The following is a 17307-nucleotide window of genomic DNA, read 5'->3' as shown; positions in this document are numbered from 1 at the left end:
CCGAATGCCGATCAAGCCCCTTTGGGAGCCTTGTGAAGGCGGCTGTGACGGATGCCGTAGCCGAAGTAGATGGCCAGGCCGATGACCGTCCAGATGATCATCAAAAGCCAGTTGAACCAGCTCATGAAGGCCAGCAGGGCCAGGCAGCTGAGCACGCCGGCCGGGCAGATCACCCACGCCCAGGGCACCCGGAAGCCGCGGTGAAGTTGCGGCGCGGTGTAGCGAAGGATCAGTACGCCGGCACACACCGCAACGAAGGCGATCAGCGTGCCCATCGACGTGAGGTCGGCCAGCAGGTCGAGCGGGAACACGGCGGCGAGAACTGCGATGCCCAGGCCGGTGATCACCGTGTTGATATGCGGCGTGCGGTACTTCGGATGGATGCGGTTGAATACCGGCGGCAGCAGGCCGTCGCGCGACATGATCATGAAAATGCGCGGCTGCGCGATGATCATCACCAGGATCACGGACGACAGGCCGATCAGCGCGCCGATCTCCACCACCAGGCGCAGCCAGCCGAGCTGCGGATAATTCTTCACGGCCGTCACCACCGGCTCTGGCGTACCGAGCTGGGTGTAGGAGAGGAGGCCGGTGAGCACCGCTGCCATCGCCAGGTACAGCACGGTGCAGATGACCAGCGACACCAGCGTGCCGAAGGGCAGGTCGCGCTGCGGGTTCTTGCACTCCTGCGCCGCTGTCGATGTTGCTTCGAAGCCGATGTAGGCAAAGAACACCATCGCCGCGCCGCGCATGATGCCCGACCAGCCGTACTTGCCCGGACCTTCGTTGGCCGGAATGAACGGATGCCAGTTCGTCGGATCGATATAGCGATAGCCCGCCACCACCACGATGATGATCAGGCCCACCTTGAGGCCGACCATCAGCACGTTGAGGCCCGACGACTCCTTGATACCGACGTAGCACAGCGCGGTGAGCGCGAGCACGATAGCGACGGCCGGCAGATTCATCAGGTGGCCGGTGGCCACGAGATGACCATCGGTGAACGCCAATGGCGCTTCTGTCAGGGAGATGGGCAAGTGGATGCCGACACTGTCGAGCAGGCTGGTGAAATAGCCCGTCCAGCTTGCCGCGACCGCCGAGGCCGAGATGCCGTATTCCAGCACCATGTTCCAGCCGATGAACCACGCCACCAATTCACCCAGCGTGGCGTAGGCGTACGAATACGAGCTGCCGGAGATCGGAATCAGCGTGGCGAATTCGGCGTAGCACAACGCCGTAAAGCCGCTGCAGATGGCCGCAAGAATGAAAGAGATCAACACGGCCGGGCCGGCATGTTCTGCGGCGGCCTGTCCGGTAACCACGAAAATGCCGGTGCCGATGACGGCGCCGATGCCCAGCGCGGTAATGCCCCAGGGGCCTAACGTGCGGCGCAGGGTGGGGCCGTGCGACGGATCGTCGGCGTCGGAGAAGTCGGTCTTGCGGGCGAGTAACTGTTTGAGCATGCGTCGGCCTGGTGTTTCAAAACCAGAGGGCCGGCGCTGGGCCGGCCCTCCGTGTCAGGTTAGGAGTTTTGCTTGCGAAGCTTGCTATGGGAATACCCATAGAAGGCGTAGATGAGCATACCGAAGGTAGTCCAGCCCAGCATCAGCGGCCAGTTGGCGCGGAACGACTGCCAGAACAGGTACAGGCAGATCACCGAACCGAGCACGGCCACCAGCCAGACACCGGGCATGCCGCCCGGCACGCGGAACGCACGCGGCAGTTCCGGGCGCGTGTAGCGCAGGATCAGCACGCCGATGCACACCGTGGTGAACGCCAGCAGCGTGCCCATCGACACCAGTTCGCCGAGGATGCTCACGGGGAACAGGCCGGCGATCACCAGGGCGGACACGCCGGCCACGATCGTTGCCACGTGCGGCGTGCGGTGCTTGTTGTGCACGCGCGACATGCCCTTGGGAATCAGGCCGTCCTTCGCCATGCTGAAGAAGATGCGCGAAGTGCCCAGCAACATCACCAGGATCACCGACGAAAGGCCGGCCAGTGCGCCGAAGGACACGATCGCCTTCAACCAGTTGAGTTCCGGATGGAAGCTCAGCGCCGTGGCCACCGGTTCCGGCGTGCCCAGCAGGTGATACGGCGCGATGCCGGTCAGGGTCAGCGCCATGGCGATGTACAGCACAGTGCAGATCGCCAGCGAGCCGAGAATGCCGATGGGCATGTCGCGCTGCGGATTCTTCGCCTCGCCAGCGGCGGTGGACACCGCATCGAAGCCCACGTACGAGAAGAACACCAGCACGGCGGCGCGGAAAATGCCGCTGGTGCCGAAGCGGCCCGGGCCTTCTTCCGGCGGAATGAACGGATGCCAGTTGGACGGATCGATGAAGCGGAACGCAAAGATCAGGAACAGCGCGATCACCAGCACCTTGATGGTCACGATCAGCGAGTTGACGAAGGTCGACTGCGTGATGCCCACGTAGCACAGCCAGGTGAGTGCACTGACGATGAGCACGGCCGGCAGGTTGATCAGCGCGCCGGTGGTGACGATCTGATGCGTGTCGGTGAACTTCAGCGGCGCACTGGAAAGGTAGTCCGGCAACGCCAGTGACATCCCGGTCCAGTGGCCCAGGATGGAAAGGCATTCGTTGAAATAGCCGGACCAGCCTGCGGCAACCGTTGCGACGGCGAACAAGTATTCGAGGACAAGGTTCCAGCCGATGAACCAGGCGACGATTTCGCCCAGCGTGGCGTAGGAGTACGCATAGGCGCTGCCCGACACCGGAATCATCGCGGCGAATTCGGCGTAGCACAGGCCCGCGAGTGCGCAGGCGATGCCGGCGACGATGAAGCTGATGATGAGGGCGGGGCCGGCGTGTTCGGCAGCAGCCTGGCCCGTGATGACGATGATGCCGGCGCCGATTACTGCTCCGATGCCCAGCGTCAGCAGATGACGCGCGGTCAGTACGCGCTTGAGGCTGGCTTCGCCCTGGAGGCTGTCGTGCGGCAGTTCGCCCGCGTCGACGTGTGGCGACGCCTGAATCGGATGCGTCGCGAACAGGTTTTTCAGCATGTTTCTCCCCTACCGCCGGATCTGTCGTTTCTTAAGAGCTTCTTAAGAGCTTGGAGCGATGGCTTGCGCCATAGTTATTGCGCCGCTTCCCCTGCGACGACAGGGCACCATAGCCCAGTGCCCCTTGGCGGTACAAGCTGCATTGCGGTTGGCTTGGAGCGAGGCTGGAAACGGTGTCAGAGCCTGTCGCGTCTGGAATAATGCGCCCCTGCCGCGCCCCGCCTTGCGGCCTTTCTTTGCAGTGGACGAACCATGAGCACATTGCTCTCGCAGCTTCAGCATTACGGCCGGCAATGGCCCCATGAAAACGACGTCGCCCATTTCGTCGATGTCCTGGCGGAAGGCGACCGGGTGTTCTTTCGCGAAGCCCTGGAAGGGCACTTCACCGGATCGGCATGGCTGGTGAGCGCCGATGGCCAGCGCGTATTGCTGACGCACCACCGCAAGCTGGATCGCTGGCTGCAGCTGGGCGGTCACGCGGATGGTGACAACGACCTTGCCTCTGTCGCGCTGCGTGAGGCCGAAGAGGAATCGGGCCTGACCGGATTGAGCGTGGACGCCGAGCCGTTTGACCTGGATCGCCATCGCATTCCCGCGCGAGCGAACGAGCCGGAGCATTGGCACTACGACGTGCGCTATGTGGTGCGCGCGGGTGCGAGCGAAGCGTTCGAGGTCAGTGAGGAATCGCATGCGCTGGCGTGGCGATCCATTCGCGAGATTGCCGATGATCCGGCGAGCGACGAATCCTTGCGCCGCATGGCGGCCAAGTGGCTGCAGCGCGCCTGATTCGAGACGCAACCCTTACCTTTGTGGGAGCGCACCCTGTGCGCGACTATCACAGCTAGGATGACCGGGCAGTCGCGCACAGGGTGCGCTCCCACAGTGCAGCCAGGTTGCCGTCAGCTGTACTTTGCCGGCGCCGGATTCAGATGCCCGCATTCAACGCACGTGCGTGCATCAATGGAGCGATAAAAGCGTTCGAACACGGGCGGGAAATCGCGCTCGATGCTGTCGAGGGTGAAATATTCCTCGTACAGCTTGTGGTTGCATCGCTCGCAGTACCACATCAGGCCGTCTTTCTCGCCCGCGAGGCGGCGACGCTCGATCACCAGGCCGATGGAGTCGGGCATACGCTGCGGTGAGTGCGGCACGCAGGGCGGCAGATAGAACATCTGGCCGGCACGAATCGGGATGTCGCGCTGCTGGCCTTCGTCCTGCACCTTCAACACCATCTCGCCCTCGAGCTGGTAGAAGAATTCCGGGCCTTCGTCGTAGTGGTAGTCGGTGCGCGAGTTGGGACCGCCCACGATCATCACGATGAAGTCGCCATCCACGATGCACTTGTTGCCGACCGGCGGCTTGAGCAGGTGACGGTGTTCGTCGATCCAGCGTTGCAGGTCGATGGGCGGCGTAAGGGCCATGGGGCGGGCTTTCCGTGTCGGCAGTGCATGAAGATAGCGCTGCACATGGTTGCTAGGAAAGCTGCGGTGCGGGTGAAAACACAACCGAGGCTAGGTTGGCCCCTCACCCCAGCCCTCTCCCCGAAGGGGAGAGGGGGCTAAGAGCTTAGACTTCCAACGTGGCGAGGTCGCCCTTTTCTTCCAGCCAGGCCTTGCGGTCGCTGGCGCGCTTCTTGGCGAGCAGCATGTCCATCAGCTTGGTGGTGCCGTCGTCGGTATCCACGGTGAGCTGCACCAGGCGGCGAGTGTCCGGATGGATGGTGGACTCGCGCAGCTGGCCCGGATTCATTTCGCCCAGGCCCTTGAAGCGGGTAGTGCTGACGGCGCCCTTCATCTTTTCGCGCTGCACGCGTTCCAGCATGGCGTTCTTTTCGTTTTCGTCCAGGCAGTAGAACACCTGCTTGCCCACGTCCACGCGGAACAGCGGCGGCATGGCGACGAACACGTGGCCTTCGCGCACCAGCGCCGGGAAGTGCCGCAGGAACAGCGCGCTGAGCAAGGTGGCGATATGCAGGCCGTCCGAATCGGCGTCGGCCAGGATCACCACCTTGCCGTAGCGCAGGCCGGTCAGGTCGTCCTTGCCCGGATCGCAACCGATGGCGACGGCCAGGTTGTGCACTTCTTCGGAAGCGAGCACCGAGGTGGACTCGACTTCCCAGGTATTGAGGATCTTGCCGCGCAGCGGAAGGATCGCCTGGAATTCCTTGTCGCGTGCCTGCTTGGCGCTGCCGCCGGCCGAGTCACCTTCCACCAGGAAAAGCTCGGTGCGGGTGAGGTCGGTGGCGGTGCAGTCGGCGAGCTTCCCGGGCAGGGCCGGGCCTTGCGTGATCTTCTTGCGCACCACCTGCTTGGCGGCTTTCAGGCGCGCGCTGGCGCGTTCGATGGCGAGCTGCGCAATGCGCTCGCCCAGGTCGACGTGCTGGTTGAGCCACAGGCTGAAAGCATCATGGATCACGCCTTCCACCATGCCCGCGGCGTTGCGCGAGGAAAGGCGTTCTTTCGTCTGGCCGGCGAACTGCGGGTCCTGCAGCTTGGTCGACAGCACGAAAGCGAGGCGCTCCCACACGTCTTCCGGCGCCAGCTTCACGCCGCGCGGCAGCAGGTTGCGGATGTCGCAGAACTCGCGGATGGCATTGGTAAGGCCGGAGCGCAGGCCGTTGACGTGCGTGCCGCCTTGCGCCGTCGGAATAAGGTTGACGTAGCTTTCCTGCACCAGCTCGCCTTCCGGCAGCCAGGCCAGGGCGACATCGAGGCCGTCGGCCTCGCGCTGCACGTGATGCACGAACAACTCGGCCGGGATGGATTCGGCGCCGGAAAGTTCGTCGCGCAGGTAATCGCGCAGGCCGTCTTCGTAGTACCACTCGTTGACGTCGCCGGTGGCTTCGTCCACCAGCTTCACGCTGAGGCCGGCGCACAACACGGCCTTGGCACGCAACAGGTGGCGCAGCTTGCCCAGCGAGATCTTCGGCGAATCGAAGTACTTCGGATCGGCCCAGAAGCGCACGGTGGTGCCGGTCTTCTTCTTGGGCACCGAGCCGATGATTTCGAGTTCGCTGGCACGGTCGCCATTCTCGAATGCCATACGGTATTCGTTGCCGTCGCGGCGGATCGTGACTTCCACGCGATTGGACAACGCGTTCACCACCGACACGCCCACGCCGTGCAAGCCGCCGGAGAAGTTGTAGTTCTTGCCGGAGAATTTGCCGCCCGCGTGCAGGCGCGTGAGGATCAGCTCGACGCCGGGCACGCCTTCTTCTGGATGGATGTCCACCGGCATGCCGCGGCCGTCGTCCGTCACTTCCACCGAGCCATCGGTGTGGACGATGACTTCCAGCGTCTTGGCGTGGCCCGAGATGGCCTCGTCCACCGAGTTGTCGATGACTTCCTGCGCCAGATGGGTCGGGCGCGATGTATCCGTGTACATGCCGGGTCGGCGCTTGACCGGGTCAAGGCCAGAAAGGACTTCAATGTCGGCGGCGTTGTAGCGACTGCTCATGGGTAGGGTCGAAGCTCGGGAATCGGGGGAGGATGGCTGGGTGAGGTTGAGGGGTCAAGATGGCTGTGCGTACGCGTCGTTCGTGCCGGCCTTTGGCTCGTCATCCCGGCGCAGGCCGGGATCCAGCGCCTCGCTGCCAGGTTTCCGCCAAGCCTCGCATCGGCCGGCCTTCAACGAAAATCGCGCCGCGCCGTTACTGGATGACCGGCCCTTCGGCCGTTGAAAGGCGCCTCCGGCCTGCGCCGGGATGACGGTCAAAAGCAGGTGGATCAAGGCGGTCAATACCTTGTAGGAGCGCACTTGTGCGCGACCGCCCGTTGCGGACAGCGGTCACGTTGGGTCGCGCCCAGGTGCGCTCCTACATACAAAGGTGGCACCGGGCCATGTAAGTGGAACCGGGTCAGAGCGGGGCGCAGTGGCGTTCCAGCCACGCAAGGTCGGCGTCTTCCAGCAGCGGGGCCAGGGCCGCACGGACGGTGGCGTGGTAGTCGTCCAGCCAGGCCCGTTCCTCGGGGTTGAGCAGGCCCGGTTCCAGCGCGCGGCGGTCGAACGGGCACAGCGTCAGGGTCTCAAAGGCGTAGAACTCGCCGAATTCCGTCTTGTCCGCCTCGATCACCACGGCCAGGTTCTCGTGGCGGATGCCGTGGCGGCCGGGCTTGTACAGGCCTGGCTCGATGGACGTGATCATGCCGGGGTCCAGCGGCACCAGCGTGGCGCCGGAGGCGGGCGGGCGGATGCCGTGCGGGCCTTCGTGCACGTTCAGGAAGTAGCCGACGCCATGGCCGGTACCGTGGCCGTAATCCATGCCGCTGGCCCACAGTGGGGCCCGTGCCAGTGCATCCAGTTGCGGGCCGCTGGCGCCCTTGGGAAAGCGGGCGCGGCTGAGCGCGATCATGCCTTTCATGACCAGCGTGGCGTCGCGGCGCTGTTCGGCGGTGGTTTCGCCGAGGGCGAGCACGCGGGTGATGTCGGTGGTGCCGCCCAGGTACTGGCCACCGGAATCGATCAGCAGCAGGCCCTGGGGCTTCAGCGTGCTGTGCGCCTCCGGCGTGGCGCGGTAATGCGGCAACGCGCCGTTGGCCTGATAACCCGCAATGGTGGAAAAACTCTCGCCGATGAAATTGGGCTGGGTGGAGCGCTCTTCGCGAAGCAGGCTATCCACGTCCAGCTCGGTCTGGGTCATGCCCGCGCTGACGCGTTCTTCCAGGCGGCGGAAGGCGCGCGCCAGTGCAGCGCCGTCGCGACGCATCACGTCGCGGATGTTTTCCAGTTCCGCTTCGGTCTTGCGTGCCTTGAACAGCGTGGACGGATTGGCGGCCTCGATGCGCTGCGCCGTGCCGGGAACGGCCGATGCGATGGCGACCACGACGCGGTTGGCATCAAGCAGCAGCTTGTCCTGCGCGCCCAGCTCGGACAGTGCATCGGTCACGGTGGCGTAGTCGGCAACGCGGATCTGGTCAGCATTGAGCGCGGCAACCAGCGCATCGTTGAGCTTGCCCCGATCGACGAACAGCGTGGCGTGTCCCTCGGCCTGCACCAGCAGGTGGGCGAGAAACACCGGATTGCACTCCACATCGCTGCCACGCAGGTTGGTCAGCCATGCGATGTCGTCGAGGCTGGAAACCAGGTGGTGCGTGGCACCGAGCTTGCGCATCGCCGTGCGCAGGCGGTTGAGTTTGTCGCCGCGCGGCTGGGTGGCGTAGCGCGCCGGATGTTCGGTGACTGGCGCGGCGGGCAGTGCAGGGCGATCCGGCCAGATCTGCCCAGGCAAGTCCAGATCGGTCCGCAGATGCGCACCGATGCGTTCCAGTCGGCGCGCCAGCTGGCGGGCGCTGGCCAGCGGGAAGCTGTCGCCGGCAACGGCCAGCGTCTGGCCTTCACCCAGGTTGTCCAGCAACCAGTCGATGTGTTCCGGCGCGTGCGCCACGCGCTGCTTCATCAGCTCGATGCCGCTGCCGGCCAATTCCGCGGCGGCCTGGGCGAAATAGCGTCCATCCGTCCAGACGCCCGCATGGCTGGCCGTGACCACCAGCGTTCCCGCCGAGCCGGTGAATCCCGCCATCCATTCGCGGGCCTGCCAGTGCGCAGGCAAGTATTCGGAAAGATGGGGATCGGCGCTGGGAATCAGGCAGGCAGCGACATCGTGCTGCTGCATGGCTTGCCGCAGGGCGGCCAGTTTCGTGGGCGTGGTGTGGTCCATCGACGCATGGTAGCAGGGCGGTCGCGCATCGATTTTCGACAATTTTCTACCAAGGTCGACGATCAAAAGCGGGTGCGAGCACTTGCATTTTTTAGTCAAGTCGCCGCAGTCGTCTGCGCAAGAAAATTCAGCTGCGGCATTGTGTCTCAAAGCTGTATCAACGCGCAGGCAACATCGCTACCATGCCGCGTCCCCACGCTGCACCCCAGGTAGTCAGTGAACATGCAAGCCCTTTTTTCGCGCCTGCGCTACGCAGGCGTTGGCGCCGCCGTGTTGCTCAGCGGCTGCAACATGGAAGTCCTCATGCCCAAGGGCGATGTGGGTGCCCATGAAAAGTCCCTCATCCTGATCGCTCTCGGCCTGATGGCCATCGTGGCGATTCCGGTGATCGCGATGACGCTGTGGTTCCCCTGGCGCTATCGCCAGTCGAACAAGAAGGCTACCTACGCGCCGAACTGGTCGCACTCGAACAAGATCGAAGTGGTGGTGTGGACCATTCCGGCCATCATCGTCGCCATCCTGGCCGTGATCACCTGGACGAGCTCGCACGCGCTCGATCCGTACAAGCCGCTGGAATCGGAAGCCAAGCCAATCACCGTGCAAGTGGTGTCGATGGACTGGAAGTGGCTGTTCGTCTACCCGGAATACGGCGTGGCGTCGGTGAACGAGCTGGCTTTCCCGACCGACCGCCCGGTGAATTTCCAGATCACCTCCGATTCGGTGATGAACGCCTTCTTCATTCCGCAGCTGGGTAGCCAGATCTACGCCATGGCGGGCATGGAAACCAAGCTGCACCTGATCGCGCGCGAACCGGGCACGTACGCGGGCCTCTCGACCAACTTCAGTGGCGAGGGCTTCTCGGACATGCATTTCCAGGCTATCGCCACCTCCGAAGATGGCTTCAAGGACTGGATCGCCAAGGCCAAGGCCTCGCAGGCGAACCTGGATACCGACGGCTACAACGCGCTGGCCCAGCCCAGCGAGAAAACGCCGGTGACCTACTACGGCAACGTGGCGCCGAACCTGTTCGTCAACGTGGTCAACAAGCACATGGGCGAGATGTCGCATGACGCCGCCATGCACGGCGACATGATGCAGATGCATCACGACGCGCCGCAGGAAAGCATGCAGATGGACATGCACCCGCATCAGGACGGGGACGCGATGTCCTCGAACATCACCCCGGCCAAGGCAGAGAAGTAAGCCATGTTTGGAAAGCTCACCCTTGACGCGATCCCGTTTCACGAGCCGATCGTGATGGGCACGCTCGTCGCCGTCATCCTCGGTGGCCTGGCGACGCTCGCGCTGGTTACCAAGTTCCGTCTGTGGGGTTACCTGTGGAAGGAATGGTTCACCTCGGTGGACCACAAGAAGATCGGCATCATGTACATCATCGTGGCGCTGGTCATGCTGCTGCGTGGCTTCTCCGACGCCATCATGATGCGCGCGCAGCAGGCCATGGCCGCCGGTGAATCGGCCGGCTACCTGCCGCCGCACCACTTCGATCAGGTGTTCACCGCGCACGGTGTCATCATGATCTTCTTCGTGGCCATGCCGTTCATCACGGGCCTGATGAATATGGTGGTGCCGCTGCAGATCGGCGCGCGCGACGTGGCCTATCCGTTCCTGAACTCGCTCAGCTTCTGGCTGTTCATGTCGGGCGTGGTGCTGGTGATGGTGTCGCTGTTCGTCGGCGATTTCGCCGCCACCGGCTGGCTGGCCTATCCGCCGCTCTCGGGCATCAAGTACAGCCCGACCGTCGGCGTGGATTACTACATCTGGTCACTGCAGTTGTCGGGTCTCGGCACCACGCTGAGCGGCATCAACTTCATCGTCACCATCATGAAGATGCGTGCCCCCGGCATGACGCTGATGAAGATGCCGGTGTTCACCTGGACTGCGCTGGTCACCAACATCCTGATCGTGGCTGCGTTCCCGATCCTGACGGTGACGCTGGCGCTGCTCACGGCCGACCGTTACCTGGACATGCACTTCTTCACGAACGAGCTTGGCGGCAACGCCATGATGTACGTGAACATGATCTGGATCTGGGGTCACCCGGAGGTCTACATCCTGATCCTGCCGTGCTTCGGTGCGTACTCGGAAATTGTCGCTACCTTCTCGAAGAAGCCGCTGTTCGGCTACAAGTCGATGGTGTACGCCACCTCGTGCATCGGCGTGTTGAGTTTCGTGGTGTGGTTGCACCACTTCTTCACCATGGGCTCGGGCGCGAGCGTCAATGCCTTCTTCGGCATCACGACGATGATCATCTCGGTGCCCACCGGCGCCAAGCTGTTCAACTGGCTGTTCACCATGTATCGCGGCCGCGTGGAGTTCAACGTGCCGATGCTGTGGACGGTGGGCTTCATGGTCACCTTCGTCATCGGCGGCGTCACCGGCGTGCTGATGGCAGTGCCGGGTGCGGACTTCGTGCTGCACAACAGCGTGTTCCTGATCGCGCACTTCCACAACGTGATCATCGGCGGCGTGGTGTTCGGCGTGTTCGCGGCGATCAACTACTGGTTCCCGAAGGCCTTCGGCTTCCGCCTCAACGAGTTCTGGGGCAAGGCATCGTTCTGGTGCTGGCTGGTGGGTTTCTGGATGGCGTTCGCGCCGCTGTACGTGCTCGGCCTGAAGGGCATGACGCGTCGCATGAACCACTACGCCAATCCCGATTGGCAGCCGTTCCTGATCGTCGCTGCGCTCGGCGCCGCGGTGATCGCGGTGGGCATCCTGTGCACCCTGATCCAGTTCTACGTGAGCGTGCGCGACCGCAAGAAGCTCACCGATCCCAGCGGCGACCCGTGGGGTGGCCGCACCCTGGAGTGGGCCATCAGCTCGCCCGCGCCTTTCTACAACTTCGCCATCGTTCCCCAGATCAAAGAGCTCGACCAATTCTGGGAAGACAAACAAAACGGAGTCGCCTACGTGCAGCCTGCCAAGTACGAAGACATTCACATGCCCCGTAACACCGGCGTCGGTGTGGTGATGGGCGCGTTCGGTACGGTCCTGGGTTTTGCCCTGGTGTGGCACATCTGGTGGATGGCCGCCCTGGGCCTGGTCGGCATGGTTGCCGCCTTCATCGTCCGCGCCTACGACCGTGACATCGATTACTGGGTGCCGGCGGCCGAGGTCGAGAAGATCGAACGTTCGCGTCATGCCCAGCTCAAGCAGTTCCAGACCACGCAGGTGGCTCCGGTGGCCGCGCCGCAGCGTCAGAAGGTGGCGTAACCCATGAGCAGTCCTGCAGTAAGCGCCACCCACGGCGCGTTCGACGGCGCGTCCCACGACGGACACGACCATCACCACGACGATGGATCCAAGACCCTGCTGGGGTTCTGGATCTATCTGATGAGCGACTGCCTGATCTTCTCGGGCCTGTTCGCAGCCTTCGCCGTGCTGGGCAACAGCACGGCCGGCGGCCCCACCGCCAAGGAACTGTTCGAGCTGCCGTACGTGCTCGGCGAGACCATGCTGCTGCTGATCTCGTCGGTCACCTTCGGCATGGCCATGCTCAACATGCACGCCGGCAAGAAGGGCGGCGTGGTGGCGTGGCTCGCGGTCACGTTCCTGTTCGGTGCCGGCTTCATCGGCATGGAAGTGTATGAGTTCGCCAAGCTCGTCCATGAGGGCGCGGGCCCCAGCCACAGCGCGTTCCTGTCCAGCTACTTCACGCTGGTGGGCACGCACGGCCTGCACGTCACCTGCGGCCTGATCTGGCTGGTGGTGATGATGGATCAGATCCGCCGCTTCGGCCTGACCGACGCCACCCAGCGTCGCCTGTCGTGCCTGAGCCTGTTCTGGCACTTCCTGGACATCGTCTGGATCTGCGTCTTCACCTTTGTGTACCTGCGGGGAGCCATCTGATGTCCGGCAACCACCATTCCCACGACGCCCACCACGGCGCCGACCACGCGGACCACGGCACGACCAAGTCCTACATCGTCGGCTTCGTGCTGTCGGTGGCGCTGACCCTGGCCTCGTTCGGCGTGGTCATGAGCGGCAAGGTTCCGCACGACCTGATGATGCCCGGCGTGATCGTGTTCGGCGTGGCGCAGCTCATCGTCCAGCTGAAGTACTTCCTGCACATGGGGCTGTCCCCGGCCCAGCGCAGCAACTTCGCCATCATGCTGTTCACCCTGCTGATCCTGGCCATCGTGGTGGTCGGCTCGCTGTGGGTGATCCACAACATGAACGCGAACATGATGCACCCGACCTCGCAGATGGTGCCGGTGGAATAAGCCGGCTCATCAGGGTTCGCGACAGGGCGCCTTCGGGCGCCCTTGTTGTTTGGGGTGGGGCATTTCAGTCCGCTGGCCCGTCATTCCGGCGCAGGCCGGAATCCCGTGGCCGCAGGCTTCGGCTTTCGCGCCTTCGTTGGGCATCGGTGCCGGCCGCCGCGAAAACCGAACGTGGCCGGCACGGGATTCCGTGCCTGCGCCGGAATGACGGGCAAAGAGCGGAACCGGTCGCGCCATACAGGGACGACTGCGGCCCCAACTTGAACGCGCCAGTCATTTAGACCCCGCAAGCCCTCGCGGTGAAACCGATCTTCCTCTAAAATACAAATTTCCAGCACGGCTGCATCCCATGACCCCCCTGATTTTCGTCACCGGCCGTGTGGTGTCCTCTCTCGGCAAGGGCATCGCCGCGGCGTCGCTGGCTTCCATCCTGGAAGCGCGTGGCCTCTCGGTCACCATGATGAAGCTGGACCCGTACATCAACGTGGATCCCGGCACCATGAGTCCCTTCCAGCACGGCGAGGTCTACGTGACCGACGACGGCGCTGAGACCGACCTTGACCTGGGCCACTACGAGCGCTTCGTCAATACCCGCCTTACGGGCAAGAACTCCATCACCACGGGCAAGATCTACGAATCGGTGATCCGCAAGGAACGCCGCGGCGACTACCTGGGCGCCACCGTGCAGGTGATCCCGCACATCACCGACGAGATCAAGCACTGCATCCACGAAGCCACCCGCGGCTACGACGTGGCCATGGTGGAGATTGGCGGCACGGTGGGCGATATCGAATCGCTGCCGTTCCTTGAAGCCATTCGCCAGCTGCGCATCGAGCACGGCCCGGAAAAGGTGATGTTCATGCACCTGACCCTGGTGCCGTACATCAAGGCCGCCGGCGAAATCAAAACCAAGCCCACGCAGCACTCCGTGAAGGAGCTGCGCTCCATCGGTATCCAGCCGGACGTGCTGCTGTGCCGCTGCGAGCAGCCGCTGCCGGACGGGGAGCGTCGCAAGATCGCCCTGTTCACCAATGTTCCCGAGAACGCGGTGATCAGCGCGGCCGACGTGGACATCATCTACAAGCAGCCGCTGTGGCTGCACAAGCAGGGCCTCGACGAAATCGTCGTGAAGCGCCTGGGCTTGCAGGCCGGTCCGGCGGACCTGTCGTCGTGGCAGCGCACGGTCGATGCCGTGGAGCATCCGAAGGACGAGGTCAACGTGGCCATCGTCGGCAAGTACGTCGAGCACAAGGACGCCTACAAGTCCCTGGGCGAGGCGTTGCGCCATGGCGGCATCAAGCAGCTCACGCGCGTCAATCTCAACTGGGTTGATTCCGAGCAGGTGGAAGCCGACGGCGCCGCCAAGGTGCTGGGCAACGCCGACGCCATCCTGGTGCCGGGCGGCTTCGGCAAGCGCGGCTTCGAAGGCAAGGTGCTGGCGGCCAAGTACGCCCGCGAAAAGGGCGTGCCGTATTTCGGCATCTGCTACGGCATGCATGCGGCGGTGGTGGACTTTGCCCGTCACGTGGCCAACTTGCCCGAAGCCGATTCCAGCGAAAACGACCGCAACAGCCCCGATCCCGTCATCGCGCTGATCACCGAGTGGACTACTGCCACCGGCGAAGTCGAGACGCGCACCGAGCGCTCGGATCTGGGCGGCACCATGCGCCTGGGTGCGCAGGAATGCCGCCTCAAGTCCGGCACGCTCGCGCGTGAACTGTACGGCCAGGATGTGGTGCGCGAGCGCCATCGCCACCGTTACGAGTTCAACAACCGCTACCGCCAGACGTTTGAAGACCTGGGCCTGGTGATCTCCGGCAAGTCGATGGACGACCTGCTGGTCGAAATCGTCGAGCTGCCGCAGCAGAAGCACCCGTGGTTCCTCGGCTGCCAGGCGCATCCGGAATTCACCTCCACCCCGCGCGACGGCCACCCGCTGTTCATCGGCTTCGTGCAGGCCGCCCGCGAGTTCAAGGCGGTGCGCGAAGGCGAGCGTCTTGCGAAGGAGTCCGTCGCATGAAGTTGTGTGGCTTCGACATCGGCCTGGACAAGCCGCTGTTCCTGATCGCCGGACCCTGCGTGGTCGAATCCGAACAGCTGCAGATGGACACCGCCGGCAAGCTCAAGGAGATCACTTCCAAGCTCGGCATCAACTTCATCTTCAAGTCGAGCTTCGACAAGGCCAACCGTTCGTCGGGCACCAGCTTCCGTGGTCCCGGCATGGAAGCGGGCCTGAAGATTCTTGGTGAAGTGAAGCGCCAGCTCGGCGTGCCCGTGCTCACCGACGTGCACGAATACACGCCGATGAACGAAGTGGCGTCGGTGGTCGATGTGCTGCAGACGCCGGCCTTCCTGTGCCGCCAGACGGATTTCATCCAGAACGTGGCGCGCGCCGGCATTCCGGTGAACATCAAGAAGGGCCAGTTCCTGGCGCCGTGGGACATGAAGAACGTTGTCGAAAAGGCCAAGGCCGTCGGCAACGACAACATCATGGTCTGCGAACGTGGCGCCAGCTTCGGCTACAACAACCTGGTGTCCGACATGCGCTCGTTGAGCGTGATGCGCGACACCGGCTGCCCGGTGGTGTTCGACGCCACGCACTCGGTGCAGTTGCCGGGCGGCCAGGGCACCAGCTCGGGCGGTCAGCGCGAATTCGTGCCGGTGCTGGCGCGTGCGGCAGTGGCCGTGGGCGTGTCGGGCCTGTTTGCCGAAACGCACCCCGATCCTTCCAAGGCGTTGAGCGACGGCCCGAACGCGTGGCCGCTCGACAAGATGGAAGCGCTGCTGGAAACCCTGCTCGAACTCGACCAGGTGACCAAGCGGCACACCTTTCTGGAACACACGCTGTAAAAAGGCTCAAAAAAACCGTCATTCCAGCGAAAGCTGGAATCCAGTGCCTCTCGGCACCGTGCCAAGGCGCTGGATCCCGGCTTTCGCTGGGATGACGAGCAAGAAATCGGTCCGTGCCCAGTAGCGAGGGAGGCGCATCCCCCGCAAATCAGGCAGGATGTTTCCCCCTCGCTTCATTCACCTCATCAAGCTACGGACCCCATGAGCACAGAAATCCCCCGCATCCACGCACGTGAAATCCTCGATTCCCGCGGCAACCCCACGCTTGAAGCGGAAGTGACGCTTGCCGGCGGCGGCTTTGGCCGTGCGGCCGTGCCGAGCGGTGCATCGACGGGTTCGCGCGAAGCGGTGGAACTGCGCGACGGTGACAAGGCGCGCTATCTGGGCAAGGGCGTGAAGAACGCCGTGGGCAACGTCAACGGCGCCATCGCCAGCGCGCTGAAGGGTTTCGACGCGGCCAACCAGGGCGGCCTCGACGCCAAGCTGGTCAACCTCGACGGCACGCCGAACAAGGGCAAGCTGGGCGCCAATGCGCTGCTGGGCGTTTCCATGGCTGCCGCGCACGCCGTGGCTGCGCAGAACCATCAGCCGCTGTGGCAGTACCTGGCCAGCATCAATGGCACCACCGGCAAGCCCGGCGCGCTGCCGGTGCCGATGATGAACATCATCAACGGCGGTGCACATGCCGACAACAACGTCGACGTGCAGGAATTCATGGTGCTGCCGGTCGGCCTGCCGACCTTCGCCGAAGCGCTGCGCGCCGGCACGGAAATCTTCCACGCCCTCAAGAGCGTGCTGAAGGGCAAGGGCCTCAACACGGCGGTGGGCGACGAAGGCGGCTTTGCGCCGAACCTGCGTTCCAACATCGAAGCGCTGGATACCATCCTCGAAGCGATCAACAAGACCGGCTTCAAGGTGGGCAGCGAAATCCTGCTGGGCCTGGATGTGGCCAGCTCCGAGTTCTTCAAGGACGGCAAGTACGACCTGGAAGGCGAGGGCAAGGTCTACACGCCGGAACAGTGGGTGGACGTGCTGGCCAGCTGGGCCAAGCAGTACCCCATCGTCACCATCGAAGACGGCATGGGCGAGGGCGACTGGGACGGCTGGAAGCACCTCACCGACAAGCTTGGCCAGAACGTGCAGCTGGTGGGCGACGATCTGTTCGTCACCAACCCGACGATCTTCAAGGAAGGCATCGACAAGAAGATCGCCAATGCCATCCTGATCAAGGTCAACCAGATCGGCACGCTCAGCGAAACGCTGGAAGCCATCGCCATGGCCGATGCTGCCAAGTACGCCGCCATCGTGTCGCACCGCTCGGGCGAAACGGAAGACACCACCATCTCCGACATCGCCGTGGCCACCACGGCCACGCAGATCAAGACCGGTTCGCTGTGCCGTACCGACCGCGTGGCCAAGTACAACCAGCTGCTGCGCATTGAAGAAGCGCTGGGCTCGGCGGCCGTCTACGCCGGTCGCAACGCGTTCCCGAACCTGGCCAAGCTGCCGGGCTGACAGGAGCGCACCTAGCC

Annotated in this window: 13 protein-coding genes; 8 read left to right on the top strand and 5 right to left on the bottom strand. The window is 63.8% G+C overall.

Annotated elements, in window-relative coordinates; genetic code table 11:
* Positions 1-11 precede the first annotated feature (11 nt).
* On the bottom strand, positions 12-1463 hold the full coding sequence (locus DK366_RS11195) for an amino acid permease (protein ID WP_109125641.1): 1452 nt from the start codon (positions 1461-1463) through the stop codon (positions 12-14).
* A 59-nt stretch (positions 1464-1522) separates the two neighbouring features.
* Positions 1523-3028 (bottom strand): amino acid permease, encoded by a 1506-nt coding sequence (locus tag DK366_RS11190; RefSeq protein ID WP_109125640.1) that lies wholly within the window; start codon positions 3026-3028, stop codon positions 1523-1525.
* 252 nt (positions 3029-3280) lie between these two features.
* On the opposite strand from DK366_RS11190, the gene DK366_RS11185 reads away from it, so the two are divergent.
* Positions 3281-3814 carry an NUDIX hydrolase gene (locus DK366_RS11185; RefSeq protein WP_109125639.1) on the top strand — a complete coding sequence of 178 codons (534 nt, stop codon included), beginning with the start codon at positions 3281-3283 and terminating at the stop codon, positions 3812-3814.
* 113 nt (positions 3815-3927) lie between these two features.
* Here the strand turns inward: DK366_RS11185 and DK366_RS11180 are convergent, their stop codons facing one another.
* From DK366_RS11180 to DK366_RS11170, 3 genes are all read right to left on the bottom strand, one after another.
* Positions 3928-4449 carry a 3-hydroxyanthranilate 3,4-dioxygenase gene (locus DK366_RS11180; protein WP_109125638.1) on the bottom strand — a complete coding sequence of 174 codons (522 nt, stop codon included), beginning with the start codon at positions 4447-4449 and terminating at the stop codon, positions 3928-3930.
* A 145-nt stretch (positions 4450-4594) separates the two neighbouring features.
* Entirely contained in the window at positions 4595-6484 is a 1890-nt protein-coding gene (gene parE / locus DK366_RS11175) for a DNA topoisomerase IV subunit B (protein ID WP_109125637.1), read from the bottom strand.
* A gap of 400 nt (positions 6485-6884) precedes the next feature.
* Positions 6885-8684 (bottom strand): aminopeptidase P family protein, encoded by a 1800-nt coding sequence (locus DK366_RS11170; RefSeq protein WP_109125636.1) that lies wholly within the window; start codon positions 8682-8684, stop codon positions 6885-6887.
* A 222-nt stretch (positions 8685-8906) separates the two neighbouring features.
* Between DK366_RS11170 and cyoA the strand changes: the two genes are divergently transcribed.
* The 7 genes from cyoA (at position 8907) to eno (ending at position 17290) form a co-directional block, all read left to right on the top strand.
* Positions 8907-9887 carry a ubiquinol oxidase subunit II gene (cyoA, locus tag DK366_RS11165; protein ID WP_109125635.1) on the top strand — a complete coding sequence of 327 codons (981 nt, stop codon included), beginning with the start codon at positions 8907-8909 and terminating at the stop codon, positions 9885-9887.
* A 3-nt stretch (positions 9888-9890) separates the two neighbouring features.
* Complete coding sequence (gene cyoB / locus DK366_RS11160; protein WP_109125634.1) at positions 9891-11915, top strand: cytochrome o ubiquinol oxidase subunit I; 2025 nt, start codon at positions 9891-9893, stop codon at positions 11913-11915.
* Positions 11916-11918: 3 nt separating this feature from the next.
* Positions 11919-12551 carry a cytochrome o ubiquinol oxidase subunit III gene (cyoC, locus tag DK366_RS11155; RefSeq protein ID WP_109125633.1) on the top strand — a complete coding sequence of 211 codons (633 nt, stop codon included), beginning with the start codon at positions 11919-11921 and terminating at the stop codon, positions 12549-12551.
* Complete coding sequence (gene cyoD / locus DK366_RS11150; protein WP_109125632.1) at positions 12551-12925, top strand: cytochrome o ubiquinol oxidase subunit IV; 375 nt, start codon at positions 12551-12553, stop codon at positions 12923-12925. Before cyoC ends, cyoD begins: the two co-directional genes overlap by 1 nt.
* Positions 12926-13274: 349 nt before the next feature.
* A complete protein-coding gene (locus tag DK366_RS11145; protein ID WP_109125631.1) occupies positions 13275-14945 on the top strand; it encodes a CTP synthase in 1671 nt (556 codons plus the stop codon).
* Positions 14942-15775, top strand: a complete 834-nt coding sequence (gene kdsA, locus DK366_RS11140; protein ID WP_109125630.1) for a 3-deoxy-8-phosphooctulonate synthase — start codon at positions 14942-14944, stop codon at positions 15773-15775. The genes DK366_RS11145 and kdsA overlap by 4 nt, the downstream gene beginning before the upstream one ends.
* A gap of 201 nt (positions 15776-15976) precedes the next feature.
* Positions 15977-17290 carry a phosphopyruvate hydratase gene (gene eno, locus DK366_RS11135; protein WP_109125629.1) on the top strand — a complete coding sequence of 438 codons (1314 nt, stop codon included), beginning with the start codon at positions 15977-15979 and terminating at the stop codon, positions 17288-17290.
* Positions 17291-17307 lie beyond the last annotated feature (17 nt).

It is taken from the genome of Dyella sp. C11, from assembly GCF_003121485.1.
Classification (GTDB): Bacteria; Pseudomonadota; Gammaproteobacteria; order Xanthomonadales; family Rhodanobacteraceae; genus Dyella.
The sequence above is the reverse complement of the archived record's forward strand: the minus strand, read 5'-3'. Positions and strand labels throughout refer to the sequence as shown.